The sequence below is a fragment of the Gluconobacter japonicus genome, from assembly GCF_002723975.1.
GTDB classification, from domain to species: Bacteria; Pseudomonadota; Alphaproteobacteria; order Acetobacterales; family Acetobacteraceae; genus Gluconobacter; species Gluconobacter japonicus.
In genome coordinates this window covers 1-20,123 of the sequence record NZ_BEWO01000025.1, presented here as the reverse complement: position 1 = coordinate 20,123, position 20,123 = coordinate 1, and the positions used below count along the sequence as shown (strand labels likewise).

12 protein-coding genes and 3 pseudogenes are annotated in these 20,123 nt (G+C 56.8%); 10 read left to right on the top strand and 5 right to left on the bottom strand.

Features of this window, described 5'->3' with window-relative positions:
* Positions 1-69 precede the first annotated feature (69 nt).
* Entirely contained in the window at positions 70-1,269 is a 1,200-nt protein-coding gene (locus GJA01_RS12660; RefSeq protein ID WP_062021718.1) for a Fic family protein, read from the bottom strand.
* 498 nt (positions 1,270-1,767) lie between these two features.
* Here GJA01_RS12660 and GJA01_RS12655 point away from each other — a divergent pair, with 498 nt between their 5' ends.
* Both GJA01_RS12655 and GJA01_RS12650 read left to right on the top strand, forming a co-directional pair.
* On the top strand, positions 1,768-2,172 hold the full coding sequence (locus tag GJA01_RS12655; protein ID WP_062021721.1) for a glyoxalase superfamily protein: 405 nt from the start codon (positions 1,768-1,770) through the stop codon (positions 2,170-2,172).
* Positions 2,173-2,177: 5 nt separating this feature from the next.
* Complete coding sequence (locus GJA01_RS12650) at positions 2,178-3,272, top strand: hypothetical protein (protein WP_062021725.1); 1,095 nt, start codon at positions 2,178-2,180, stop codon at positions 3,270-3,272.
* A gap of 13 nt (positions 3,273-3,285) precedes the next feature.
* On the opposite strand, the pseudogene GJA01_RS12645 reads toward GJA01_RS12650, so the two are convergent.
* Positions 3,286-3,540: pseudogene (locus GJA01_RS12645) on the bottom strand (SOS response-associated peptidase family protein); the annotation flags it as partial.
* A gap of 145 nt (positions 3,541-3,685) precedes the next feature.
* On the bottom strand, positions 3,686-4,765 hold the full coding sequence (locus GJA01_RS12640) for an IS5 family transposase (RefSeq protein WP_099282394.1): 1,080 nt from the start codon (positions 4,763-4,765) through the stop codon (positions 3,686-3,688).
* Positions 4,766-5,471: 706 nt separating this feature from the next.
* Here GJA01_RS12640 and GJA01_RS12630 point away from each other — a divergent pair.
* From GJA01_RS12630 to GJA01_RS12600, 7 genes are all read left to right on the top strand, one after another.
* Positions 5,472-6,653 carry a nitrate/nitrite transporter gene (locus GJA01_RS12630; protein WP_062021731.1) on the top strand — a complete coding sequence of 394 codons (1,182 nt, stop codon included), beginning with the start codon at positions 5,472-5,474 and terminating at the stop codon, positions 6,651-6,653.
* 76 nt (positions 6,654-6,729) lie between these two features.
* A complete protein-coding gene (locus GJA01_RS12625; RefSeq protein WP_231875829.1) occupies positions 6,730-8,289 on the top strand; it encodes an alginate export family protein in 1,560 nt (519 codons plus the stop codon).
* 26 nt (positions 8,290-8,315) lie between these two features.
* On the top strand, positions 8,316-11,216 hold the full coding sequence (nirB, locus tag GJA01_RS12620) for a nitrite reductase large subunit NirB (protein WP_062502573.1): 2,901 nt from the start codon (positions 8,316-8,318) through the stop codon (positions 11,214-11,216).
* A gap of 6 nt (positions 11,217-11,222) precedes the next feature.
* Positions 11,223-15,146: a bifunctional nitrate reductase/sulfite reductase flavoprotein subunit alpha gene (locus GJA01_RS12615; protein WP_062021738.1), complete on the top strand. Its 3,924-nt coding sequence runs from the start codon at positions 11,223-11,225 to the stop codon at positions 15,144-15,146.
* A gap of 15 nt (positions 15,147-15,161) precedes the next feature.
* A complete protein-coding gene (locus tag GJA01_RS12610) occupies positions 15,162-15,743 on the top strand; it encodes an ANTAR domain-containing response regulator (RefSeq protein ID WP_062021774.1) in 582 nt (193 codons plus the stop codon).
* Positions 15,740-16,720: a CmpA/NrtA family ABC transporter substrate-binding protein gene (locus GJA01_RS12605; protein ID WP_062021741.1), complete on the top strand. Its 981-nt coding sequence runs from the start codon at positions 15,740-15,742 to the stop codon at positions 16,718-16,720. The genes GJA01_RS12610 and GJA01_RS12605 overlap by 4 nt, the downstream gene beginning before the upstream one ends.
* Positions 16,721-16,748: 28 nt before the next feature.
* Positions 16,749-17,216, top strand: coding sequence for a nitrate reductase associated protein (locus tag GJA01_RS12600; RefSeq protein ID WP_062015529.1), 468 nt, complete (start codon positions 16,749-16,751; stop codon positions 17,214-17,216).
* Between the two features lie 148 nt (positions 17,217-17,364).
* On the opposite strand, the gene GJA01_RS12595 is transcribed toward GJA01_RS12600, so the two are convergent.
* The gene (locus tag GJA01_RS12595) at positions 17,365-17,811 is read right to left on the bottom strand and encodes a hypothetical protein (RefSeq protein WP_062021744.1); all 447 of its coding nucleotides are present in this window, start codon (positions 17,809-17,811) and stop codon (positions 17,365-17,367) included.
* Positions 17,812-17,923: 112 nt separating this feature from the next.
* Between GJA01_RS12595 and GJA01_RS15745 the strand changes: the two are divergent.
* Positions 17,924-19,377 (top strand): annotated as a pseudogene (locus GJA01_RS15745) (tyrosine-type recombinase/integrase).
* Here GJA01_RS15745 and GJA01_RS12585 read toward each other — a convergent pair.
* Positions 19,374-20,051, bottom strand: a pseudogene (locus GJA01_RS12585) (transposase); the annotation flags it as partial. The pseudogenes GJA01_RS15745 and GJA01_RS12585 sit on opposite strands and share 4 nt — an antisense overlap.
* Positions 20,052-20,123 lie beyond the last annotated feature (72 nt).

Sequence of the window (20,123 nt, the reverse complement as noted above, 5' to 3'; positions counted from 1 at the left end):
TCTTTTAGCGCCCAGAAGTCAAAATACAAGCGTCTCGTTTTCTCGCCGGCCACAATCAAAGACAGGATATTAGACTGGGGTACCTGCGCCTGGAACGATAGGATCTTCCGCAAAGGGTCGGTTCAGGATGCCAAGCACTTCATCTGCAACGTAAATTCGATTGCGGGTATAGCCAGTTCGTTCTCTTAGGATACCAGCCTGGCAAAGCTGGCCTATTGCCGTGTGAGCAGCGGGTGGCGTAATCGACAGCAAAGTTCCCAGCCGTGGAGTCGTCAGAACCGGATAATCCCTAAGGATATCAAGCGCTCGTAGCGCTGCTGATCCCTTTCGGAATGAACGCCGGGACAACCATGCAGCATTCAGGGTTCTGAGAGCTTCACGGGTAATGCGTAACTCCTGAACCGTTTGAACAATGGCATTCGATACAAAGCCGATCAGAGGAAGCCAGTTTAGTTTCTGCTGTGCTTGTTTGAGTGCTGCATAATAAGCCTGTTTGTGGAGCTCTATATACGGTGAAAGATAGAGCGGAACTTGTTTCTCAGCTGCCATCATCAAGGGCAGCAGGAGCCGACCCACCCGACCATTCCCGTCTCGGAACGGATGAACAGCCTCAAAATGAGCGTGGGCTAACGCCATTCGGGTAATCAAGGACTGGGTCATCATCTGCATCCCGTCTTCCCGCATGTAATCCAGGGTCCCTTCCAGAAAATGAGGGACTTCAGCCGGCGGTGGAGGATTATAGACGGAATAGGCAATGTGCCCATTGCCGCCGATCCATACGACCTCCTGCCGGAAGTCTCCCGGAGTATCTCGGTAGGACGCATCATGGCCGAGTACACTACGATGCAGGTTCTGGATCAGATCGACCTGAAAAATTTGACGGCCCTTAATGAGAGCCGATGGCACGAACCGTTCCAGAGCCAGCGCGTAATCCCGAACCTGTCGAACCGCCTGCCCTGCCTGATCGTCATCTTCGTCAGCGATAAGAAGTTCATCCAGGGTGCTATGGGTTCCTTCCATCGCCGAACTGCTGACGGCTTCACGGCGGCTGAGAATACGACTGATCTGATAAGGATCTGGAAGAGAGCGCGCAATCTCATCAGCCTGTCCCAATGCCAGCTGGGCTTGGGAATGCAGCGCTGTGATTTCTTCAAGAGGAATTCCTTCCTCCGGAAGAGGGAGAGGAAGAACACCATAGTGATGCTCATAAGGGACTGGAAGACGGACCAGACGCTCACGGACACCACCGGATAATTCCGTTCGCTTCATGCCCAGAAACCTTTATCAAAGAACTTGAAAAGATAATCTTATTAAAGGTTATTAAAGAAAGCTTTCAATAATTTTCTCTTTTCGGGGCTGTGTGAAAGGTTCGCGGATATGGATGCAATCAACATTTTGTCCTGACGATGGACAGACGACTACTACGCAACTAGGGCGTTGTGGCCCTGACTGACTCAGAGAGCTAATCCCCCCTTGTTGGGACACTGGTTGGGCTAAAATATCGTACCGCATGAAAGTCTAGTGACCAGCTCATCTACGCCCTGGGAACAGGGGTTCGCCCGTCCAATTAACGATCAAATCAACCGATTGTAATCCTGTTCAGTCTAGATGAAAGATGCTAGTTATCCTGCCCTAGGCGAGAGACATGGCGCGCCTTCCGGCCTGTGAAACAACGGAAAAGTCTCTCAGACGCATTGTCATAACGTCCCGTTCGGAGTGTGACGCAAATCAGGCCCTGTGACTCAGTTTTCCGGTCGAGGATTTCAGATGACGATTTCTCTTGAAGCACTCAAAAGACAGGCCCGACAGGAAAGCCAGTCTGGCGCATTGTCTTACACGCAAGCTCTCGAACGCCTCTCCAAACAGCACGGGTTCCGGACGTTTGCGGCCCTGAAGGCCAGCCTCTCCAAGTCAGTGCCCGTGGAACGCCAGCGTGCAAACACCGAAAAGACGGGCACGACTACTTCCGGCCTGAAGTGGACACTGGTCGAGCCGGTTTTCGTCGGAGACTTAGAGGATGCTCCTCCATTTTCCATGGATCAGATCGAGCCGATAGGCGACCGGCTGATTAAGACCACTCATTCCATTCCCCTGCCGAAAGAGCTTATCGAGTATCTGGAGCCCGTATGGAACTCTTATGCTGCGGACGTTTCCAAGAGCGACGCCTCGTAGAGTACGTGGCTGCTCCCCCGTTCGCCGACAGACTGACCCGGTTCAGTCTTGAGCTGGGGCGTCTGGATCAGGCGCTGAGAAGGGCATCAGTGACGCCTGCTGTTGTGTTCCGACAACGCTTGGCTGCCATCCAGCGTCACTGCGCGGTCGATGGCTGGATGATTGATCCCTGGTATCTCGTCGCTGAACTTCATGGTCTTGTTCCGAAAGTGATCGGGCAGGACAGTTTCGAGCGCGGCACGACCGTGGATGCTGCCTCTCATGCCTTTACGCTCTGGCGTTGGTACGCTCACCCGGATGAGGTGCAGACAAATGCTATTGCCGAAGCCGAAGCGTTCCTGAACGACCAGTCATCCGGCTGGGGACCTATCCTCAATGCAGGGATCGCTTTTCATCGTTGGCTAGGGTCCGGTCGTCCCCGTGCTTCCTTCTGCGCAGCATTAGGCCGCTACCGGTCCTCCTACGATATTCTCCGGACGCCTTTAATCCTGACCGGCATCGAAGCAGTCACGCCTGGAGCGCCCTGGGAAATTGAGTCTTGGCTGTGCTGCTGGCTCGATGCTCTTCTGGCCGAAGTCCGTGAGACGCATGACCTCTTACGTCAGCTGGAGCGAGCAAAGAGGCAGGCGCTAGAGAGATGCGGCGCGCAACGTCGGCATTCGCGCGCACCCCAAGCGATCAATATACTGGCGATCCAGCCGCTCGTGTCCGCGTCCATGCTGGCGGATCGTCTCGGCATGTCACTGAAAAGCGCGCTGCAGCTTCTCAGCGTGTTCCAGGACCGGGGCATTGTGGTAGAAGTCACGCACCGGGCGGCTCATAGCCTGTTCGGTCTTGCCGGAATGGCCTCCCTCCGCGATGTTGTGACACCGCCCAACCGACCCGTTCCTGGCCGAAAACGCGGGCGTCCGCGTAAGAATGATCCTTTCACGGCACAGTCTGTTCTGGCGGAAGAGAGTGCACAGCTCCCGCCTCCAACCCGATTGGACCCGGTTCAGTTCGACTATGAGGATCTGGCTGCTGCCATGAATCAGGCAGATGAAGCCATGATGCGAAGTTCCCGGCTCATCGCTCGCCTCAAAGGAAAGATGGCGAGCTAGATCGTTCATCTGGTCAGAGAACCGCAAGAGATGACTTTTGCAACGGTCTCTGGAGTTGCAAAGCGATCGGAGTGGGAGCCGTCAGCCAGGTCTCGATCTCCTCGCGGCTTTCCAGAATGACAGGCATGGCTTGGGGATGATAGGGCGCGACTACGCCATTGGCTTCCGTGGTCAGGAAACCGAGAAGATCGGTCGTGACCTCGCCTTCCTTGAGCTTGCGCACCGAGGTCCAGGACGTCCAGATCCCGGCAAAGAAGCGGAGCGGCTTCGTGGCATCATCTAGAGGGATCGAAGAACCTTTGATCGGGGCCATTGGATCCTGATTTCAGGGTTATTTCGTGTTGGTTGATGGTTCTTGTCTCTGATTTTAGCGCTGCGTCTTTCGCAGAGCGTTGGACATTGGCTTTGGATTGCTACGCGGCGGCGCTGATCCTCTCGAGGAAAAGGAAGCGGCGCATATTATAGACGATATTGGCCAGCCCGATCCTCATGGTGGCTCGAGTTATGCCCACAGTCCGGACGAACAGCCCGGTCTGTGACTTCTGATCAGCAAAGACATGTTCGACACGCGATCGAATAATGGACTTTCCGGCATTGGAGCGCTGGATGTGCCGGGGCATGGGTTTGAGATGCGGCTTTTTCCTGTGGACCTTCGAGACAAAGCCCTGCTTGTCCATGAAGTCTTCGTTGGCTTTTGAGCGGTAGGCTGTGTCTGCCCAGACTGTTGAGGCGGTGTTGGTTTTGTCCAGCAGCCCCTCGCGCAGTCGGGCACCATCACTGGCTGCTGCATCTGTCGCTTTCCACTTCCGGATCAGCCGAAACTTCCGGTCGATGGAAATGTGGGATTTGTAGCCAAAGAAGGGAATGGCGAGATCCGTTGCGGGGATCGTTCCGTCATCCTGCCGCTTTGCCTTGGTAAACTTCAAAGTCCAGCGTGCATGACGATCTTTGTGAGAAAGCTTTGAGGGCTTGTCCTGCCAGTCCTGTGGGATCCGTCCCTCCCGAATATCTGCTTTCTCAGCATTGGTGTTGCGCTGCTTTGGAGCTGCCACCAATGTCGCATCCACGATCTGGCCTGACATTGGCAAATAACCGGCAGTCCTCAGGATCGCGTCAAACCGCTCAAACAGCTTTTCAATCGCACCCCCCTGGGTCAGACGTTCGCGAAACAGCCAGACCGTTTTGGCATCGGGTACGCGGTCCGACAGCCCCAGACCAAGAAAACGCATGAAGGAAAGCCGATCGTTGATCAGATATTCCGTCCGTTCGTCGGACAGGTTGTTCAACGTCTGGATGACCAAAATCTTGAACATCAGAACCGGATCAAACGGTGGACGACCGCCTTTACTGCCGTCTGCATAGGCCAGAGCTTTATCCAGGTCAGAACGTAATGTTTCGAAATCCACAGTCCGGGAAAATGCTGCGAGCTGATCACCAAGCCCGCTCAGCCGAGCAAGACGCTCTTCAACATCAAAGAAAGCCGGCGGCTTCATAAGCTAGCCCCCCACTCTCCACATGAGGAATGGAATCACACAGAGGGCCCAAAAACCAGAGGGTTTTTCGAACCCTCCACCTGAATACATTGCTTCTAAGTCCAGTAAAATCGCCAGGAAGGCATCGCTCATAATCTGACGCATCCAGGGATTATCGGCCGTTCTCTGCCAGGGGATCGATACAAAGTAGTCTCCCAAATCAATGGGTGCCGCGCAGACAGTAAGGCCTGAAACAGCAGCAAGACTTTGAGCGGCATAAAGAGGTAGCGTGGCAACGGCACGCGTTTCGATCAGGGAGGAAGGGCAGAGAAATGTGTCAGCGCCGATTGCTCCCTTCTTTTTTCAGAAACTTCAGGATATGTTTCCTAATTATGACGTCGAACTCGGCCGACTCTGTCTCATTGAAAACCCTCTTGGTCTCATTAGCCAAGTCCGTTTGTTCGACGCTTTAGGCGTTCAACGCAACCCACAGTCAGTAGCGATTGTAATGTTTGTAATCATCTCGATTAAATAATTTTCTATTCCGAAATCGGACCATTCCGTGATAGTAAAGTATGTCTTAGTATGATGATTCTCCGTCAGTGTCGGCGGAGAGTCGGGTTTGTCCGATCAGGACGGAGACGCATGGGGTGGATCAATGGCGGTCCACTGGCCCCGCAGGGGCGATGATGCATCCTTGGTTTGATGCCTCGTCTGGAAATGTATCGTGGACAGGGGTTTCCTGAAAGCCGGGCACGCACCAACCCTGCTGGCCGCTTTTCTGTATTTCGACGTCTCATTCATGATCTGGGTGTTGCTGGGCCCTCTCGGCATTGCCATTGCGCATGACCTGCATCTGAATGCCGGGCAGAAAGGCCTGCTTGTTGCTACTCCTGTCCTGGCTGGAGCTGCGTTTCGCGTGCTGGCAGGTGGACTTGTAGACATGTTCGGCCCTCGCCGTGTTGCGATTGCCGCACAGCTTACAGTCATTATAGGCCTTGCCTTAACTTGGTACCTTGCGCCGCATACCTACGCCCAGATGTTTGGGCTGGCGGGTATTCTCGGCGTTGCAGGCGCGTCTTTCGCCATTGCTCTTCCCCTCGCCTCTGTCTGGTATCCCCCACATTATCAAGGCACCGCGCTCGGTATTGCTGGCGCAGGCAACTCAGGAACCGCACTGGCCTCACTTTTTGCGCCCGGACTGGCGGTTGTGGTGGGATGGCGCAACGTCATCGGACTTGCGACGCTTCCGCTCATCTGCGTTCTGCTGCTTTTCCTTATTCTGGCCAGAGAGCCCGTCAGTCGGCCAGCATCTTCGGGCCTGTGCTCATGGGGTCCAGTTCTTGGATCCGGCGATAGCTGGCTGCTGATGTTCTTCTACAGCGTGACCTTTGGTGGGTTTGTGGGTCTCGCGTCTTTCCTCACCATCTATTTCAACGACCAGTACAATCTCTCTCCCACCATTGCTGGTGCGTGTACGGCATTTGTCGTTTTCGTAGGCTCTTTTGTCCGTCCTGTTGGAGGTGCCTTTGCCGACCGGGTGGGCGGCACCAAAGCCCTGGCCATCCTGTACGCGGTCGCGGCAGGCTGCTTTTGCGTCATCGCCCTTGGACTTCCGACAATCTATCTCGCATTCCCGGTATTCCTTCTGGGGATGGTAACGCTCGGGCTGGGCAATGGCGCGGTTTTTCAGCTTGTTCCAGCACGCTTCCCGCGTCAGGTCGGCATTCTGACAGGGCTGGTCGGTATGGCCGGCGGGGTCGGCGGCTTCTACCTGGCGCTCTCACTGGGGGAAGCCCGACAGATCGTCAATTCTTACGGGCCGGGATTTCTCGCTTTCGCCGGGATCTGCCTGATTGCTTGCATCGCCGTTGTACTGTGTCACCATCGCTGGCGGGAGATCGGCTGATGACTGGTCTTTCCGTCTTCTCTCCCCTTCCCTATGCGCCCGGGCTGGCAGGTCTTGCTTTGGGGGGGCTGGCATTGTGAAAGCTGACGATACTCCCAACCCCCATGTCGGGGTTCATCTGTCCGAACGCTCCAGAACAAAAGCCGTCACTCCGCCGGTTCACACCCAGCAAAACCGCTCCGCGCACTCCCCGGACTGGGATGCTTTCAATGCGGGGAACGGAGCCGCATCCGGTTTCGGGTCAATGGCAGGCTTTGGTCAGGTTCGTTGGGCGGAAGACTGGAGCGATATCGTTAATACCCCGCCGGAACAGCGCAGGAATGACTGGTTCAGCCGCCTGAAATATATTCGCCTGAATGAAAGCGGAAGTATCTGGCTTTCTCTGAACGCGGAAGAACGCCTCCGTTATGTCTACGAAAACCAGCCCATGATGGGAACGGCAGGCAAGACCAACGCCAACCGGGTTCTTCTGCGCAATCTTTATGGCGCCGATCTTCATCTGGGAGCGCATGTCCGCGCTTATGCCGAGTTCCTGTACGGCGTCGCAGGAGGCTCCAATACCTACGGATACCAGACAGGGGTGCAGCGGGAACGACTGGATCTCCAGCAGGGTATTCTGGAAGTGAAGGGCAATCTTCTGGGAGCCAAAGCCGGCATTATTGGTGGTCGACAGGTCTTCCTTGATACGCCTGTCTTCATGCAGTCCGCCCGGGACCTGACGAATGCACAGCAGACCTGGGATGGTAGCCGTGGCTATGCCATCTGGAAACGTTTTCGGGTGGATCTGTTTGATTTCATGCAGACCAACAAACTGCCTGATGCTGTCTTTGGAGATGGCACGAACTACAGTGCCCGGATGTATGGCGCCATGACGTCCACGGCGCTTCCTGCATTCAGAGCCATGGGAAAGAAGAGTCAGCTTTTCGCAGACGTCTTTTACATCGGTTATCTCTACAGTGGCTCCACAGCATCTATCCCGACGACAACGGGTACAGAGGCAGGTTCCAGCCGTCGGGACAATGTCGGCATGCGACTATGGGGAAATATCGGCCCTTTCTCGACGAGCCTGAGCGGTGTGTTTCAGGGAGGCCAGTTTCGGCCAGCACAGGAAAGGCAGCCCACCCGTGCTGTACGGGCTTATGCTGTTAATGCATCCCTGCTGTATAACCGTCCTGATCTTGCGACCAAGCCGAGCGCTGGTCTGCAGGCCGATCTTTTTTCCGGCGGCTCCTATCATAGCAAGGATGGCGCAGTCGGAACATTTGCCTCCCCCTATTTTCCTCTGCCGTACTACAATGACGTCACCTTGTCCGTGACGTCCCAGAACCTGATCGGTGTGGGGCCGCTGGCAACATTCGCCCTGCGGAAAAACCTTCACTTCAAGCTGCATGTTCCTTTCTTCTGGCGGGAAAGCACACAGGATGCGGTTTATGGCACAGGCAAGATCTATTCCTGGCGCAATGGGTTATCCGGCGGCTTTATCGGAGCTGCTCCCCAGACGCAGCTTGCCTGGAATTTTGCTCCGCACTGGACCTGGACGCACGACATTGTGGGCTTCATCGCGTCCCGTAGCATGCACGCAGCAGGCGCGAAGAGCGACGCATTTTACATGCAGACCCTCGAATTCAAGTTCTGACCATGACTGACCCACAGAACGGACGGATGACCATGAAAGAGAACATCATCATCATCGGCAACGGAATGGTTGGACATTACTGTGCCGAGCAGCTCGTCATGCACGGACTGCATGAAACGCATCAAATCCATGTTTTTGGTGCTGAACCCCACCATGCCTATGACCGCGTTCATCTTACGGAATACATGACGGGTCAGGATGCGCTGGCCCTGCGTCTGCATGAGGAAGATTTTCACTCGGCTCACGGCATCACCATGCATCTGGGTGTTCCTGTCATGCGGATCGACCGTGACGCCAAGACCGTTGAAAGCGAAGACGGTCTTCTGCCCTACAACACCCTGATCCTGGCAACAGGTTCCACGCCTTTCGTTCCGTCAGTCCCGGGCAATACCGGAACTGCGGGACTGGTCTACCGAACCCTTGAAGATCTGGACGTTATCCGGGCTGCAGCCGAAGGAGCTCGCCACGGAACTGTCATTGGTGGGGGCCTGCTTGGTCTGGAAGCCGCTCACGCCCTGAAACTTCTTGGTCTGGAGGTCAGCGTCGTCCAGCTTGGAACACATCTGATGTCAGCCCAGCTCGATGAAGATGGTGGCCGTGCGCTCCGCAGCCGCATCGAGGCGCTGGGTATCGATGTGAGAACGTCACATGCGACCAGAGAAATCGTTGCAGGGGAGCAGCATCGTCATCGTCTGATATTTGCAGACAGTCCTTCGTTTGAAACCGATATGGTTGTTTTCTCTGCCGGTATCCGCCCCACGGATCAACTCGGGCGGGCCTGCGGGCTGGCTGTGGGAGCCCGTGGCGGCATCGTGATCGACAATCAGTGCAGGACGTCCGATCCGGACATTTTTGCCATAGGCGAATGCGCCCTCTGGCAGGATCAGGTCTTTGGTCTGGTCGGGCCGGGATACACCATGGCGCGCACTGTGGCCTCCCTGCTGGCCGGAGAAGATGCCGCCTTCACGGGGGCGGACATGTCCACCAAACTCAAACTCCAAGGCGTGGATGTCGGCTCGATCGGCGATGCACATGGCCGTGAGCACGGCGCGACGAGCTATCGCTTTATCGGCGAAGCAGACGGCTCCTATCGCCGCCTCGTTCTCTCTGCGGATGGCCAGCGCGTGACAGGGGCGATCCTCGTCGGAGACAACTCCTATTATGATACCATCTTCCAGTATGTTCAGAACGGCATCAAACCGCCGGCTGACCCCGCCGCACTGATCCTGCCGCGTGATGAAGGGGCAGAGCTTCTGGGCGCGGACGCCCTGCCTGATACGGCCATGATCTGCTCCTGCCACAACGTTACGAAAGGCTCGATCTGTAGCGCCATTGATGCGGGTTGCGCCGATCTGGCCACGCTCAAGCAGAGCACAAAGGCCAGTACAGGCTGCGGCGGCTGCGCGGCTCTGCTCAAGAGCGTGTTCGAAACGGAACTTTCCGCCCGGGGCATCGAGGTCGATCACAGCCTTTGCGAGCATTTTTCCCATACACGTCAGGAGTTGTACTCCCTCGTTCGTGTCCATGGCATCCGCAGCTTTGAAGAGCTGATGACACGCCACGGTAATGGCGGTTTAGGCTGCGATATCTGCAAGCCAACCATTGGCTCGATCCTTGCCTCGGCATGGAACAAGCCGATCACCGATCCGCTCTATATTCCTTTGCAGGACACGAACGACACGTTCATGGCCAATATGCAGAAGAACGGCACCTACTCGGTAGTTCCTCGCATTGCAGGTGGCGAAATTACCCCGGACAAGCTGATTGTCCTGGGGCAGGTTGCAAAGAAATATGGCCTCTACACCAAGATCACCGGTGGCCAGCGTGTCGATCTGTTTGGCGCTCAACTCCACCAGCTTCCCGAAATCTGGGGAGAGCTTCTGGAGGCAGGGTTTGAGACGGGCCATGCTTATGGAAAGTCCACACGGACGGTAAAATCCTGTGTTGGCAGCACATGGTGCCGTTATGGCGTGCAGGATAGCGTCGGTAAGGCGCTGGATCTTGAGAACCGCTATAAGGGGCTGCGCTCTCCGCACAAGCTCAAATTCGCCGTATCCGGCTGTACGCGGGAATGCGCCGAGGCGCAGAGCAAGGATGTGGGCATTATCGCTACGGAAAACGGCTGGAACCTGTATGTCTGTGGCAATGGCGGGATGCGTCCGCGCCATGCAGAGCTTTTCGCGACCGATCTCGATTCAGAAACGCTCGTGAAATACATCGACCGCTTCCTGATGTTCTACATCCGTACCGCAGACAAGCTCCAGCGCACGTCTGTCTGGCGGGAAGGTCTGGAGGGCGGTCTCGATTATCTCAAAGACGTCATCATCAAGGACAGCCTTGGCATTGCCGAAGAGCTGGAACAGCAGATGCAGCATGTGGTCGAAACATACCACTGTGAATGGAAGGATGCCCTGACGGACGGCGAGAAGCTCAAGCGCTTCCGCACTTTTGTCAATGACAGCCGCCCCGATCCAAACGTTCAGCTTGTTCCCGAGCGCGATCAGGTCAAACCAGCCCCCAATCAGGCTACCTTTTTGGAAGGCGCGGGTCCGGTGGAATGGACGGCCCTGTGCAACAAGAACGATCTGGTCCCACGATCAGGCGTGGTTGCCTGGTATGAAGGTGCGCAGATCGCCCTGTTTTATCTGCCGGAAACGGAAAATACATCAGCCCGCGTTTTTGCCGTGGACAACCATGACCCATTCTCGAAGGCCAATATCATCGGACGCGGCATCATAGGGGATCTGCGGGGGCAGCTCGTTGTCGCCTCCCCGCTTTACAAACAGCATTTCAATCTGGAAAACGGGATCTGTCTTGAAGATTCCAGCAAATCCCTGCGAACGTGGGACACGCGTCTGACCCCCGAAGGCAAGGTTGAAATCCGCGCCAGGGTTATGGAGACCATCGCAGAACGCCTGTCTGCTTAACTGTTCATGACACGGGAAGACATCCGTTCTGTCTGCCCCTATTGCGGTGTCGGCTGCGGCATCGTGCTGGAGGTTGAGAACCATCAGATCGTCAAGGTGCGCGGAGATACCGAGCACCCGACGAATGGTGGTCGCCTATGCACCAAAGGAAGTTCCTGCGACAAACCGGTGTCATCGTCTACACGGCTGGATATGCCGCAGATCCGGCCGCACAGGACGTCTCTGCCCGTTCCCACCCGAATGGACGCAGCCATCAGGGAAACAGCCCGTCGCCTGAAGCAGATTCTGGAAGAATACGGCCCGGATGCGATCTCCCTTTACGTCTCCGGCCAGATGTCTCTGGAAGCGCAGTATCTGGCGAACAAACTCGTCAAAGGATACCTGAGAACCCAGCATATCGAGTCCAACTCCCGTCTGTGCATGGCGGCGGCGGGAGCTGGCTACAAACTCTCCCTGGGCGCAGATGCCCCTCCGGGAAGCTACGAGGATTTCGACTGCACGGACCTGTTCTTCGTGATCGGCGCCAATATGGCCGACTGCCATCCGATCCTGTTCCTGCGCCTGATGGACCGCAAACGTCAGGGAGCTAAACTCATCGTCGTTGATCCACGACGGACCGCTACGGCAGACAAGGCGGACCTGTTCCTTCAGATCCGCCCAGGCACCGATCTCGCCCTGCTGAACGGCATTCTTCACATTCTGGTTCGTGATGACGCGATAGATCCGGACTTTATCGCCAGTGCAACGAAGGACTGGAGCGATATGCCAGCTTTTCTGGCAGATTATTCTCCCGAACGCGTTGCCGGGATTACCGGCCTTCCACAAGATGATATCGAAACAGCCGCCAGATGGATTGCGGAAGCCGATGCGTGGTTGACGCTGTGGACCATGGGACTGAACCAGAGCACTTCAGGAGCCTGGAATACCAACGCGATCTGCAATCTTCATCTTGCCACTGGCGCCATTTGCCGCACGGGCGCCGGACCGTTTTCCCTCACAGGACAGCCCAATGCCATGGGTGGTCGAGAAATGGGCTATATGGGCCCCGGCCTCCCCGGCCAGCGCTCGGCATTGGTCGATGATGACCGGGCCTTTGTCGAGCAACAATGGAAGCTGCCCGCAGGAACCATTCGCAAAGCAGGTGGCCATGGCGCGATAGCCATGTTCGAAGCCATGACCCGCGGTGAAATCCGTGCCTGCTGGATCATCTGCACAAACCCTGTCGCGACTGTGCCACGCCGTGCCAACGTTACCGCGGCTCTTGAAGCCGCTGATCTGGTCATTGTTCAGGATGCCTACGCCGACACGGAAACGGCGGCTTATGCGGATATTCTTCTGCCGGGTGCGTTATGGGCCGAAGGAGATGGCGTGCTGGTCAACTCTGACCGCACCATGACGCTGGCCCGGCAGGCTGTCTCTCCGCCCGGTGAAGCCATGGCAGACTGGGACATCATTGCACGTGTCGCCTGTGAGATGGGCTTTGAGGAGGCTTTCACTTTCTCATCTTCTACTGAAGTCTTTGACGAAGCCAGCCGTTTCGCCAATCCCAGGACAGGCTACGATATTTCCGGAGTTAGCCACGACCGTCTGAAATCCGGTCCCGTCCAGTGGCCTAGTCAGACGGGAGACGCCCTGCCCCGCCATCCGATCCGCTACCGGCCTGACCCGAATAAACCGCCTGTTTTCGCCACTGACGACGGAAAAGCGGCTTTTCATGCCCGACCTTATCTCCCCTTGGAAGAACAGCCGGACGACGAATTCCCTTTCCTGCTCAACACCGGGCGCCTCCAGCATCAATGGCACACGCTCACCAAAACTGGTCGGATCGATGGACTTAACAAGCTCAATTCCGGCCCTTTCGTGGAAATCGCTCTTGCTGATGCCGAACGGCTGGGCCTGTGCAAGGACGATCCCGTCGAACTCCGCTCCCGCCGGGGCACCGCAATCCTTCCCGCCCGTCCAACTGACCGCGTTGCGCCGGGAACATGCTTTGCACCCTTTCACTGGAACGACCGCTTCGGCGAAAATCTGACAATCAATGCTGTCACGGCCGATTTCACGGACCCCGTCTCCCTTCAGCCCGGGATCAAACACTGCGCAGTGTCCCTCTCGCGCATCGAAACTGTTTCTGTTCCCGCAGAGGAGAACGCTCCTGCCATGCCGCTTGATTATCTGACACAGCATCTTGGCCTCGCTCGAGCGGAACCCCTGGTCCTGTCCGTTGAAAGTCGCCAGTGGTTGACGGGATTCATGGACGGCCTGAAACTTGCCCCACCGGCAAACGAGCTTCCCTTTGTTCCCCCGAGTGCTCCTTTGCCGACAGAGCAGAAAGCCAGAATTAATGGCCTTCTGGCTGGTCTGTATGCCCGCAGCCCTGTGTCGAAGGATCCTGCTGTTTCGGAAAGTCCGACCGGTACCCAACCAAGGCTTCTTCTTCGGTGGGCGTCCCAGACAGGTCGGGCAGAAGGTCTGGCTGAAGAACTCGCTGTCTGGCTGAAAGAAAGCGGCTACGGTGTCGATGCCACGAGTCTGGATACCAGCAAACCCGCCGATCTTTGCGGAACGGTCCTCTTCGTCGTTTCCACCTTCGGCGACGGAGATGCCCCTGATAGCGCCAGTGCTTTCTGGGATGAGCTTCGCAATACTCAGGAACTGCGCGAAGATATCCGTTACGCCATGATAGCTCTTGGGGATTCTTCATACGCCAGTTTCTGCGGGTTTGGTCGGGCTCTTGATGCCCGCCTGATCGCGCTCGGCGCAACCCCGCTTATGCCACGACAGGATTGTGAGCCCGATTACGAAGAAACCGTTGAGGCTTGGCAGCACAGATTTCTGGCTGCCCTGGGTGCCAAAACGGTCCCAGTCCCAGCCGTTCCGTTACCGGACGCACCAGCCATCACCCGAGCCAACCCTGCGATTGCACGCATCAGCCTTAATCACTGCCTGACGGGAAGGAACAGCGACAAGGAAACACGACAGATCGTTCTGGATCTCTCCGGGACAGGATTGCACTATGAACCTGGGGATGCTCTGGGGGTCTGGCCCTGCAATGCTGACTCAACTGTTGAGAGCGTTCTAAGCTCTCTGGGACTACCTTCCGGCACAACAGTCTCAGTGCGAGGTCATGGAACTGTGTCGCTCGCAGACGCCCTGACCAGACATTTCGATCTGTCCCGACCGTCTCCGGCGTTGCTGGAAAAATTGGGGGCGCCGTCTTCCAGCTACCTGCCGGAGCTGCTGGCAACAGCCAAAATCGGCGTGCAGGCTCAGGATATCCCGAACCTTTTCCGCCGGATGCAGCCTCGCCTCTATTCAATCGCATCATCGCTGAAAGCATACCCTGACAGCGTACACATCACGGTGGGTGTCAATAATGAGCCCTACCCTGGTCTGTGCTCAAACTGGCTGGGAAGTTTACACGAAGATTCCGAGGTCCCGGTTTTCCTACAGACCACATCCCAGTTCCGTTTACCTGACGATCATACCAAATCTGTCATCATGGTGGGGCCAGGCACAGGAATTGCCCCCTTCCGTGCTTTCCTCCAGGAGCGGGCGGCCTGTAACAGCCCGGGCCGAAACTGGCTTTTCTTCGGAGAGCGTCATGCAGAAAACGGGTTTTACTATCGCGAGGAGCTGGAAGGCTTCATGGAACAGGGATGCCTGACACATCTGCATATGGCATTTTCCCGTGATCAGGACCAGCGGATCTATGTCCAGGACCGCATGGAAGAAAACGGCGAAGAACTCTGGAGATGGCTGCATGGAGGCGCATATTTCTACGTGTGCGGAGATGCTGCGCGAATGGCCAGGGACGTCGATAGCGCCCTGCGCCGTATCGTAGCCCGCTATGGCGGTATGTCCACGGAACAGGCCGATGAGTATGTCAGTAACCTTGTAAGAAATGGGCGATACGTCCGTGATGTGTACTGATATAGCTCCATGACAATGAAAATTCTTCTCGCAGACGAGAACTCCCAGCGGGCTGGCGCCCTGTCAGAGATTTTGAAAGCTGATTCTTCATTGGAGGTCATTCGACTTGAAGGGTACGAAAGTCTGATTTCAGCGGTCAAAGCTCACGTTCCTGACATTGTGCTCGTGGACATCTGCCGCGCCGACCGCGACGGACTGGACAGTGTGCGGGCGCTATCCTCCTCCGGGTTGGAGCGCCCCGTCGCCCTGTTTGTCGACGAAGATGACGAAGCGCTCATGGAAGATGCTTTTGCGGCTGGCGTCTGTTCCTACAACGTGATGGATACGCCGCCTCGGGACGTCAAACCCCTGCTTCGGTCGGCGATTGCACTATACCGTCGCTTTCAGGAAACAGCAGCCGAGCTGAAAGCGGCCCGACAGGTCCTTTCGGATCGGGAAACTGTCGATACAGCAAAGAGAATCTTCATGCGTAACGAACGCTGCAGCGAGGCAGAAGCCTATCGCTGGTTCAGACGCCGAGCCATGCAGCAGGCCCGTAAGCTGGTGGATGTCGCCACTGACTACCTCCGGGTTCACACCAAGGATGATGCATCATGAGTTCTGCCATCAGAATAGGCCTGCTGAGGCTGGCAGATAGCGCCCCTCTGATTATCGCCCGCAATCTCGGAATATTTGAAAAACATGGTCTGGATGCGGAACTGATAGTCTCGCCATCGTGGGCCAATATCGCAGATGGTCTTGTCTGGAATGGACTGGACGCTGCGCTGGTTTTCCCTCCTTTGGCGATCATGACGGCGCTGGGTCATCGCGGTCGGGAAATCGACCTGCACCGGGGTATCCCTATCAGCCGTGGCGGCAACACGGTTGTTCTTCGTGGACAGCACCTCCCACCGTTCCTGGGAACGGATGACGTGACAAAGCACCGAAATTTTGAAAGCTGGCGTACGGGTTTAAGCCGGCGCCCCAAGCTGGCAGTAGTACATCTGTATTCGACCCATTTCCTCATTCTGATGGACCTCCTCAAAAGCTTGCATGCCCATCCAGAACAGGATGTGGAAATCGTTATCATGCCCCCCGACCGCATGATCGATGCTCTAGCCGCTGCGGAAATTGACGGCTTTTGTGCTGGCCCACCTTGGGGAATGGAAGCCGATCTGCGTGGTCTCGGTTCCATCGTAGCTGGATCCGCCAATATCCATACCGGTCATCTGGAGAAAACTCTCGTGACGACACAACGCTGGAGTCAGAGTTCACCTACGCTCTCGCAAGATTTGCACGCTGCCATCGGCGAAGCCACACGCTTCTGTATGAATCCCAGCAATTCGGCAGAGGTCGTTCGTCAGCTTTCAAACTCTATTGCAAATGGCGGTTTAAGTCTTCCGTCGGAAGCCACAGCGCAGATCATGCCTTGTCAGAATAACCCACACGCCATGCAATTCGATTTTTCGACCTTAAACGCCGACCTTTCAATTAACTGGATGGTCCAGGCCATGCAGGCACAGTCTTGGTTAACGCCTGCGAACATGAAGCGTCTTTACGAAATAGGTTGGCTCAAACCAGCACCTATTTCCTGAACCGCCCTACTTTTCCAGAGACAGAACCATGATCGCAAATCTACAGATATTCGGGTTCGAGCGCGATTTTGCAGATACGCTACGTTGTATTCCCATGAGCGTACGCATGAAGCTCGATGAATGTGGGATAAAGCTCAGTCTCCGTCAGTGGAGCCGTTTCAACTACGAAGATCGCTACGAACTCTGTTACCTCTCAACCGCTTCAGAGGTCGACAGACAGCGTTACCGCCAATTTCTGAAGAACTTGATTCGTGCGCGCGCCAACGAAGAGCCTGTTTTTCTGGATCGACCCCAATCTGTCGAATGGCAGGATGAACAATCGGTCCCATTATGCCTTCAAGAGCAGATTATAGCGAAAGAACTTTCTCCTCTGCCTACGCAGAAATGGGCGTCCTTAACGCCTCTGCAACGCTTTGCTCTTGTGAAACTTTGCCGTTCCGGCCACGAAAACCATAATCTCCCAGCGGCTTTAAACGAGTTTAACCTAAATCAATAGACGGTCGAATTTCGTTTTCTAGAAAATGGAGGGATCGAAGAACCGTCAATTGATGTGCTTGGTCCGTGATTTCTGGGTTTTGGCGATTTGATTGACGGTTCTTCGATCCCTCCACGTCGCGGTCCAGACGGCTGCCTGGTCTGACCCGTTACAAGCCCAGAGGCGGAACCCCGGCCCGATAGAGTCCTTCAAACAGATCTCCGAGTGCCAGGCGCCGACGCAAGGTCAGGCGTCGTTGAGCCAGATGATACATCCGGTCGTGCAGCAGATGGCAGCGCTGACAGAGCGCGCGCAGATTGCGCAGCCGGTTGCTGGTGGGATCATGATTCAGATGAGCCGCCGCCAGAGACACTTTCGTCTGACGCACCTGCAGAAGCTCGATCAGGTCCGGAGGTGAGACCCGCCTGCCCCGACCATTGAACCAGTGTCCCGTGTCCGGCTGCTTCCATCGGCCACCCGGCAGCACCTGAAGGTAATACCCATGCGGCCGACCACAGCGCTGACAGACACCCCCTGCCCGCTCGAACCTCACCTGTCGGCTCAGCTCGGGCCAGTTGGAAGGGTAAAGCGGCTTCAGTTCCGGTCGGATCGGCATTCAGTCTTCGTTAACACATTTCCAGACGGCGTTGGACAGTGTTTGTTCTCCTCTCTGCCCTTCCCCGGCTTCATGCTATCAGAAGCCAGGTTCTGGTTTTTCGGAGGCGTTCATGCTCAGCCATCTTCACATCGCAGGCTCGGCAAAGGCTGCTCGTGAGGCCGTCCTGGACCGGCTGGACCAGAAGACCCGGCAGCAGCTTCCTGCCGGCGATCTGACAGAAGCGGTGGCCCTTCTCTCGACCGGTCGCTTCTCCCCTCGCCTGTCTCTGGTCATTCGCGGTATCGAATACCGGGACAACGAGTTTGCCGAGGACACGGTCCTGTCGCCCGATGTCGAGACGGCCGAGGAGGCCCTGGCCATCGCCAGCGCCCATCTGACCGCCCTGCCATCCGGGCACGAACTGGCGATCGCTCTGGATCTCGAGCCCGATCCTGTCTTCGTGGCCTGGTTCAAGCCGAAAGCGGCCAAGCGGCGCAAAACCGGCTCTCGGGCCGTCACGCTGGTTCCTCTGGCCTCTCCTCTGGGTCAGCAGTCTTCCGCCGTCCTGCAGTGGTTCGATGCCCTGACTGACGAGGCCCTGCCCGACTATGACGGGACGCTGGTGACGGCGGAGCGCGCCTCAAAGACCTATTCCCGCGCCGCAAAGGCAGTGAACACACGTCGCACCTATCGATCGGCCGTGCGCTCCTGGTGCGCATGGGCGGCAGGACATGGGCTCCCTGCCCTGCCCTGCCCGCCCGCAGCGAGGATGTCGCCGCCTATCTGGCTGATCTTGCGCTGCAGAAGAAGCGACCCGCGACGGTGGATCTGCACCGTGCCGCACTGCGCTATCTGCACCATGTTGCCCAGGTTCCCGTCCCGACCTCCCATGCTCTTGTGTCCGAAACGGTTGCGGGCATCCGCAGGACGTCAACGGAAAGCGCGTCCCGCCAGGTCAAGGGGCTGACCTGGGATCTGTTGAGCGAAGTCGTCGAGCAGATCGATACGGATGAGCTGGTGGGAGTTCGGGACAAGGCCATTCTTCTGCTCGGCTTTGCCGGCGCCCTCCGGCGGTCCGAAGTGGCGGCGCTGTGCCTGGAGAACGTGGCGCTGGATGATGACGGGATGCGGATCCGGCTGGACCGCTCCAAGGGTGATCGAACCAGCCAAGGGGTCGAAGTCGCCATCCCGCGCGGCATTACGGCCCTGTGCCCGGTCCGTGCTTACGAGGCCTGGCTACGCGCGGCCAGACTGAAGGACGCAAAGGGACCTGTTTTCCGGCGCGTATGGCTCCCGCCTGCTGCACAGGCAGGTGATCCCCCTGCCCTGCCTTCTATGGGTACTGAGGCGCTGTCTGACCGGTCTGTGGCCCGCATCATTCAGAAACGCTGCCTCGACGCGGGACTGACGGGCGATTTCAGCGGACACAGTCTGCGCCGTGGCGCGATCACAACAGGCGCGCGGGATGGCACCGATCTGGTTTCGCTCAAACGCTTCTCCCGCCATCAGACCTTTGGCGTCGTGGAGAAGTATATCGAGGTCGAGGATGCCATGACTAACACTACTTTGGCAGAATTGAGTTAGAGTGTCTTTTGAGTGTCCATCCGCAATGAGGGCAATGTGTTGGTGGTGAACGAGCTATGCGTTCAAGAATGGCCTGGCGCACTGATGGCAGACTGGGTTGCGGTGGCGGTCCGGAGGCTCTTTTTTTTTCGTCCCACCTGAGCGAGTCTGCGGGACTGCAGGAAGGCGTAGGCCATCATCGACATCAAGGCATGGCGGTGAAGTCCGGTCCAGGATCGTCCCTCGAAGTGATCCAGCCCCAACTCCTCTTTGAGTTGCTGATGGGCCTGTTCGCATATCCAGCGCGCTTTGATCGCGCCAGCCAGAACCTTGATTGGTGTCTCGGCCGGTAAGTTCGAAAGGTAGTATTTTCGTTCGCCATTCGAGCGATGCTTCCCCACAAGCCAGGCTTCTTCGCCCGGCATGTGCTGGGCTCCAGCAGAGCCGATCCTCTGGGGTGCGCCATCCGCGATGCGCACGCGTATGGCCGCAAAACGAGCCGTCAGGCGTCCCTTCGTTCCCTTACGCCAACTGACCTGCCGCCACTTCGTCCCTTCGAGCATGGTGTGCGCCGCCACGGACGTGACATTAGGGACGTGGCGCACTCGTGGACGGCCGCGACCTGTAACCGGGAAGATCAGTTGAACATCGGCGGGGTAGACCTTTTGGTGTCGGGGAATACCGACAGAGGTGGCCCCGTCTGTTCGGACAGTTTTTGGGTTTGAATAAGCTATACCCGGTTGTTGTCATGCCGCCATTCTGACGGT

What these genes read in the sequence shown, in the direction of transcription:
- GJA01_RS12660 (WP_062021718.1), bottom strand. Translation starts at nt 1,269, where the DNA reads ATGAAGCGAACGGAATTATCCGGTGGTGTCCGTGAGCGTCTGGTCCGT.
- GJA01_RS12655 (WP_062021721.1), top strand. Translation starts at nt 1,768, where the DNA reads ATGACGATTTCTCTTGAAGCACTCAAAAGACAGGCCCGACAGGAAAGC.
- GJA01_RS12640 (WP_099282394.1), bottom strand. Translation starts at nt 4,765, where the DNA reads ATGAAGCCGCCGGCTTTCTTTGATGTTGAAGAGCGTCTTGCTCGGCTG.
- nirB (WP_062502573.1), top strand. Translation starts at nt 8,316, where the DNA reads ATGACCATGAAAGAGAACATCATCATCATCGGCAACGGAATGGTTGGA.
- GJA01_RS12615 (WP_062021738.1), top strand. Translation starts at nt 11,223, where the DNA reads ATGACACGGGAAGACATCCGTTCTGTCTGCCCCTATTGCGGTGTCGGC.
- GJA01_RS12610 (WP_062021774.1), top strand. Translation starts at nt 15,162, where the DNA reads ATGAAAATTCTTCTCGCAGACGAGAACTCCCAGCGGGCTGGCGCCCTG.
- GJA01_RS12605 (WP_062021741.1), top strand. Translation starts at nt 15,740, where the DNA reads ATGAGTTCTGCCATCAGAATAGGCCTGCTGAGGCTGGCAGATAGCGCC.
- GJA01_RS12600 (WP_062015529.1), top strand. Translation starts at nt 16,749, where the DNA reads ATGATCGCAAATCTACAGATATTCGGGTTCGAGCGCGATTTTGCAGAT.
- GJA01_RS12595 (WP_062021744.1), bottom strand. Translation starts at nt 17,811, where the DNA reads ATGCCGATCCGACCGGAACTGAAGCCGCTTTACCCTTCCAACTGGCCC.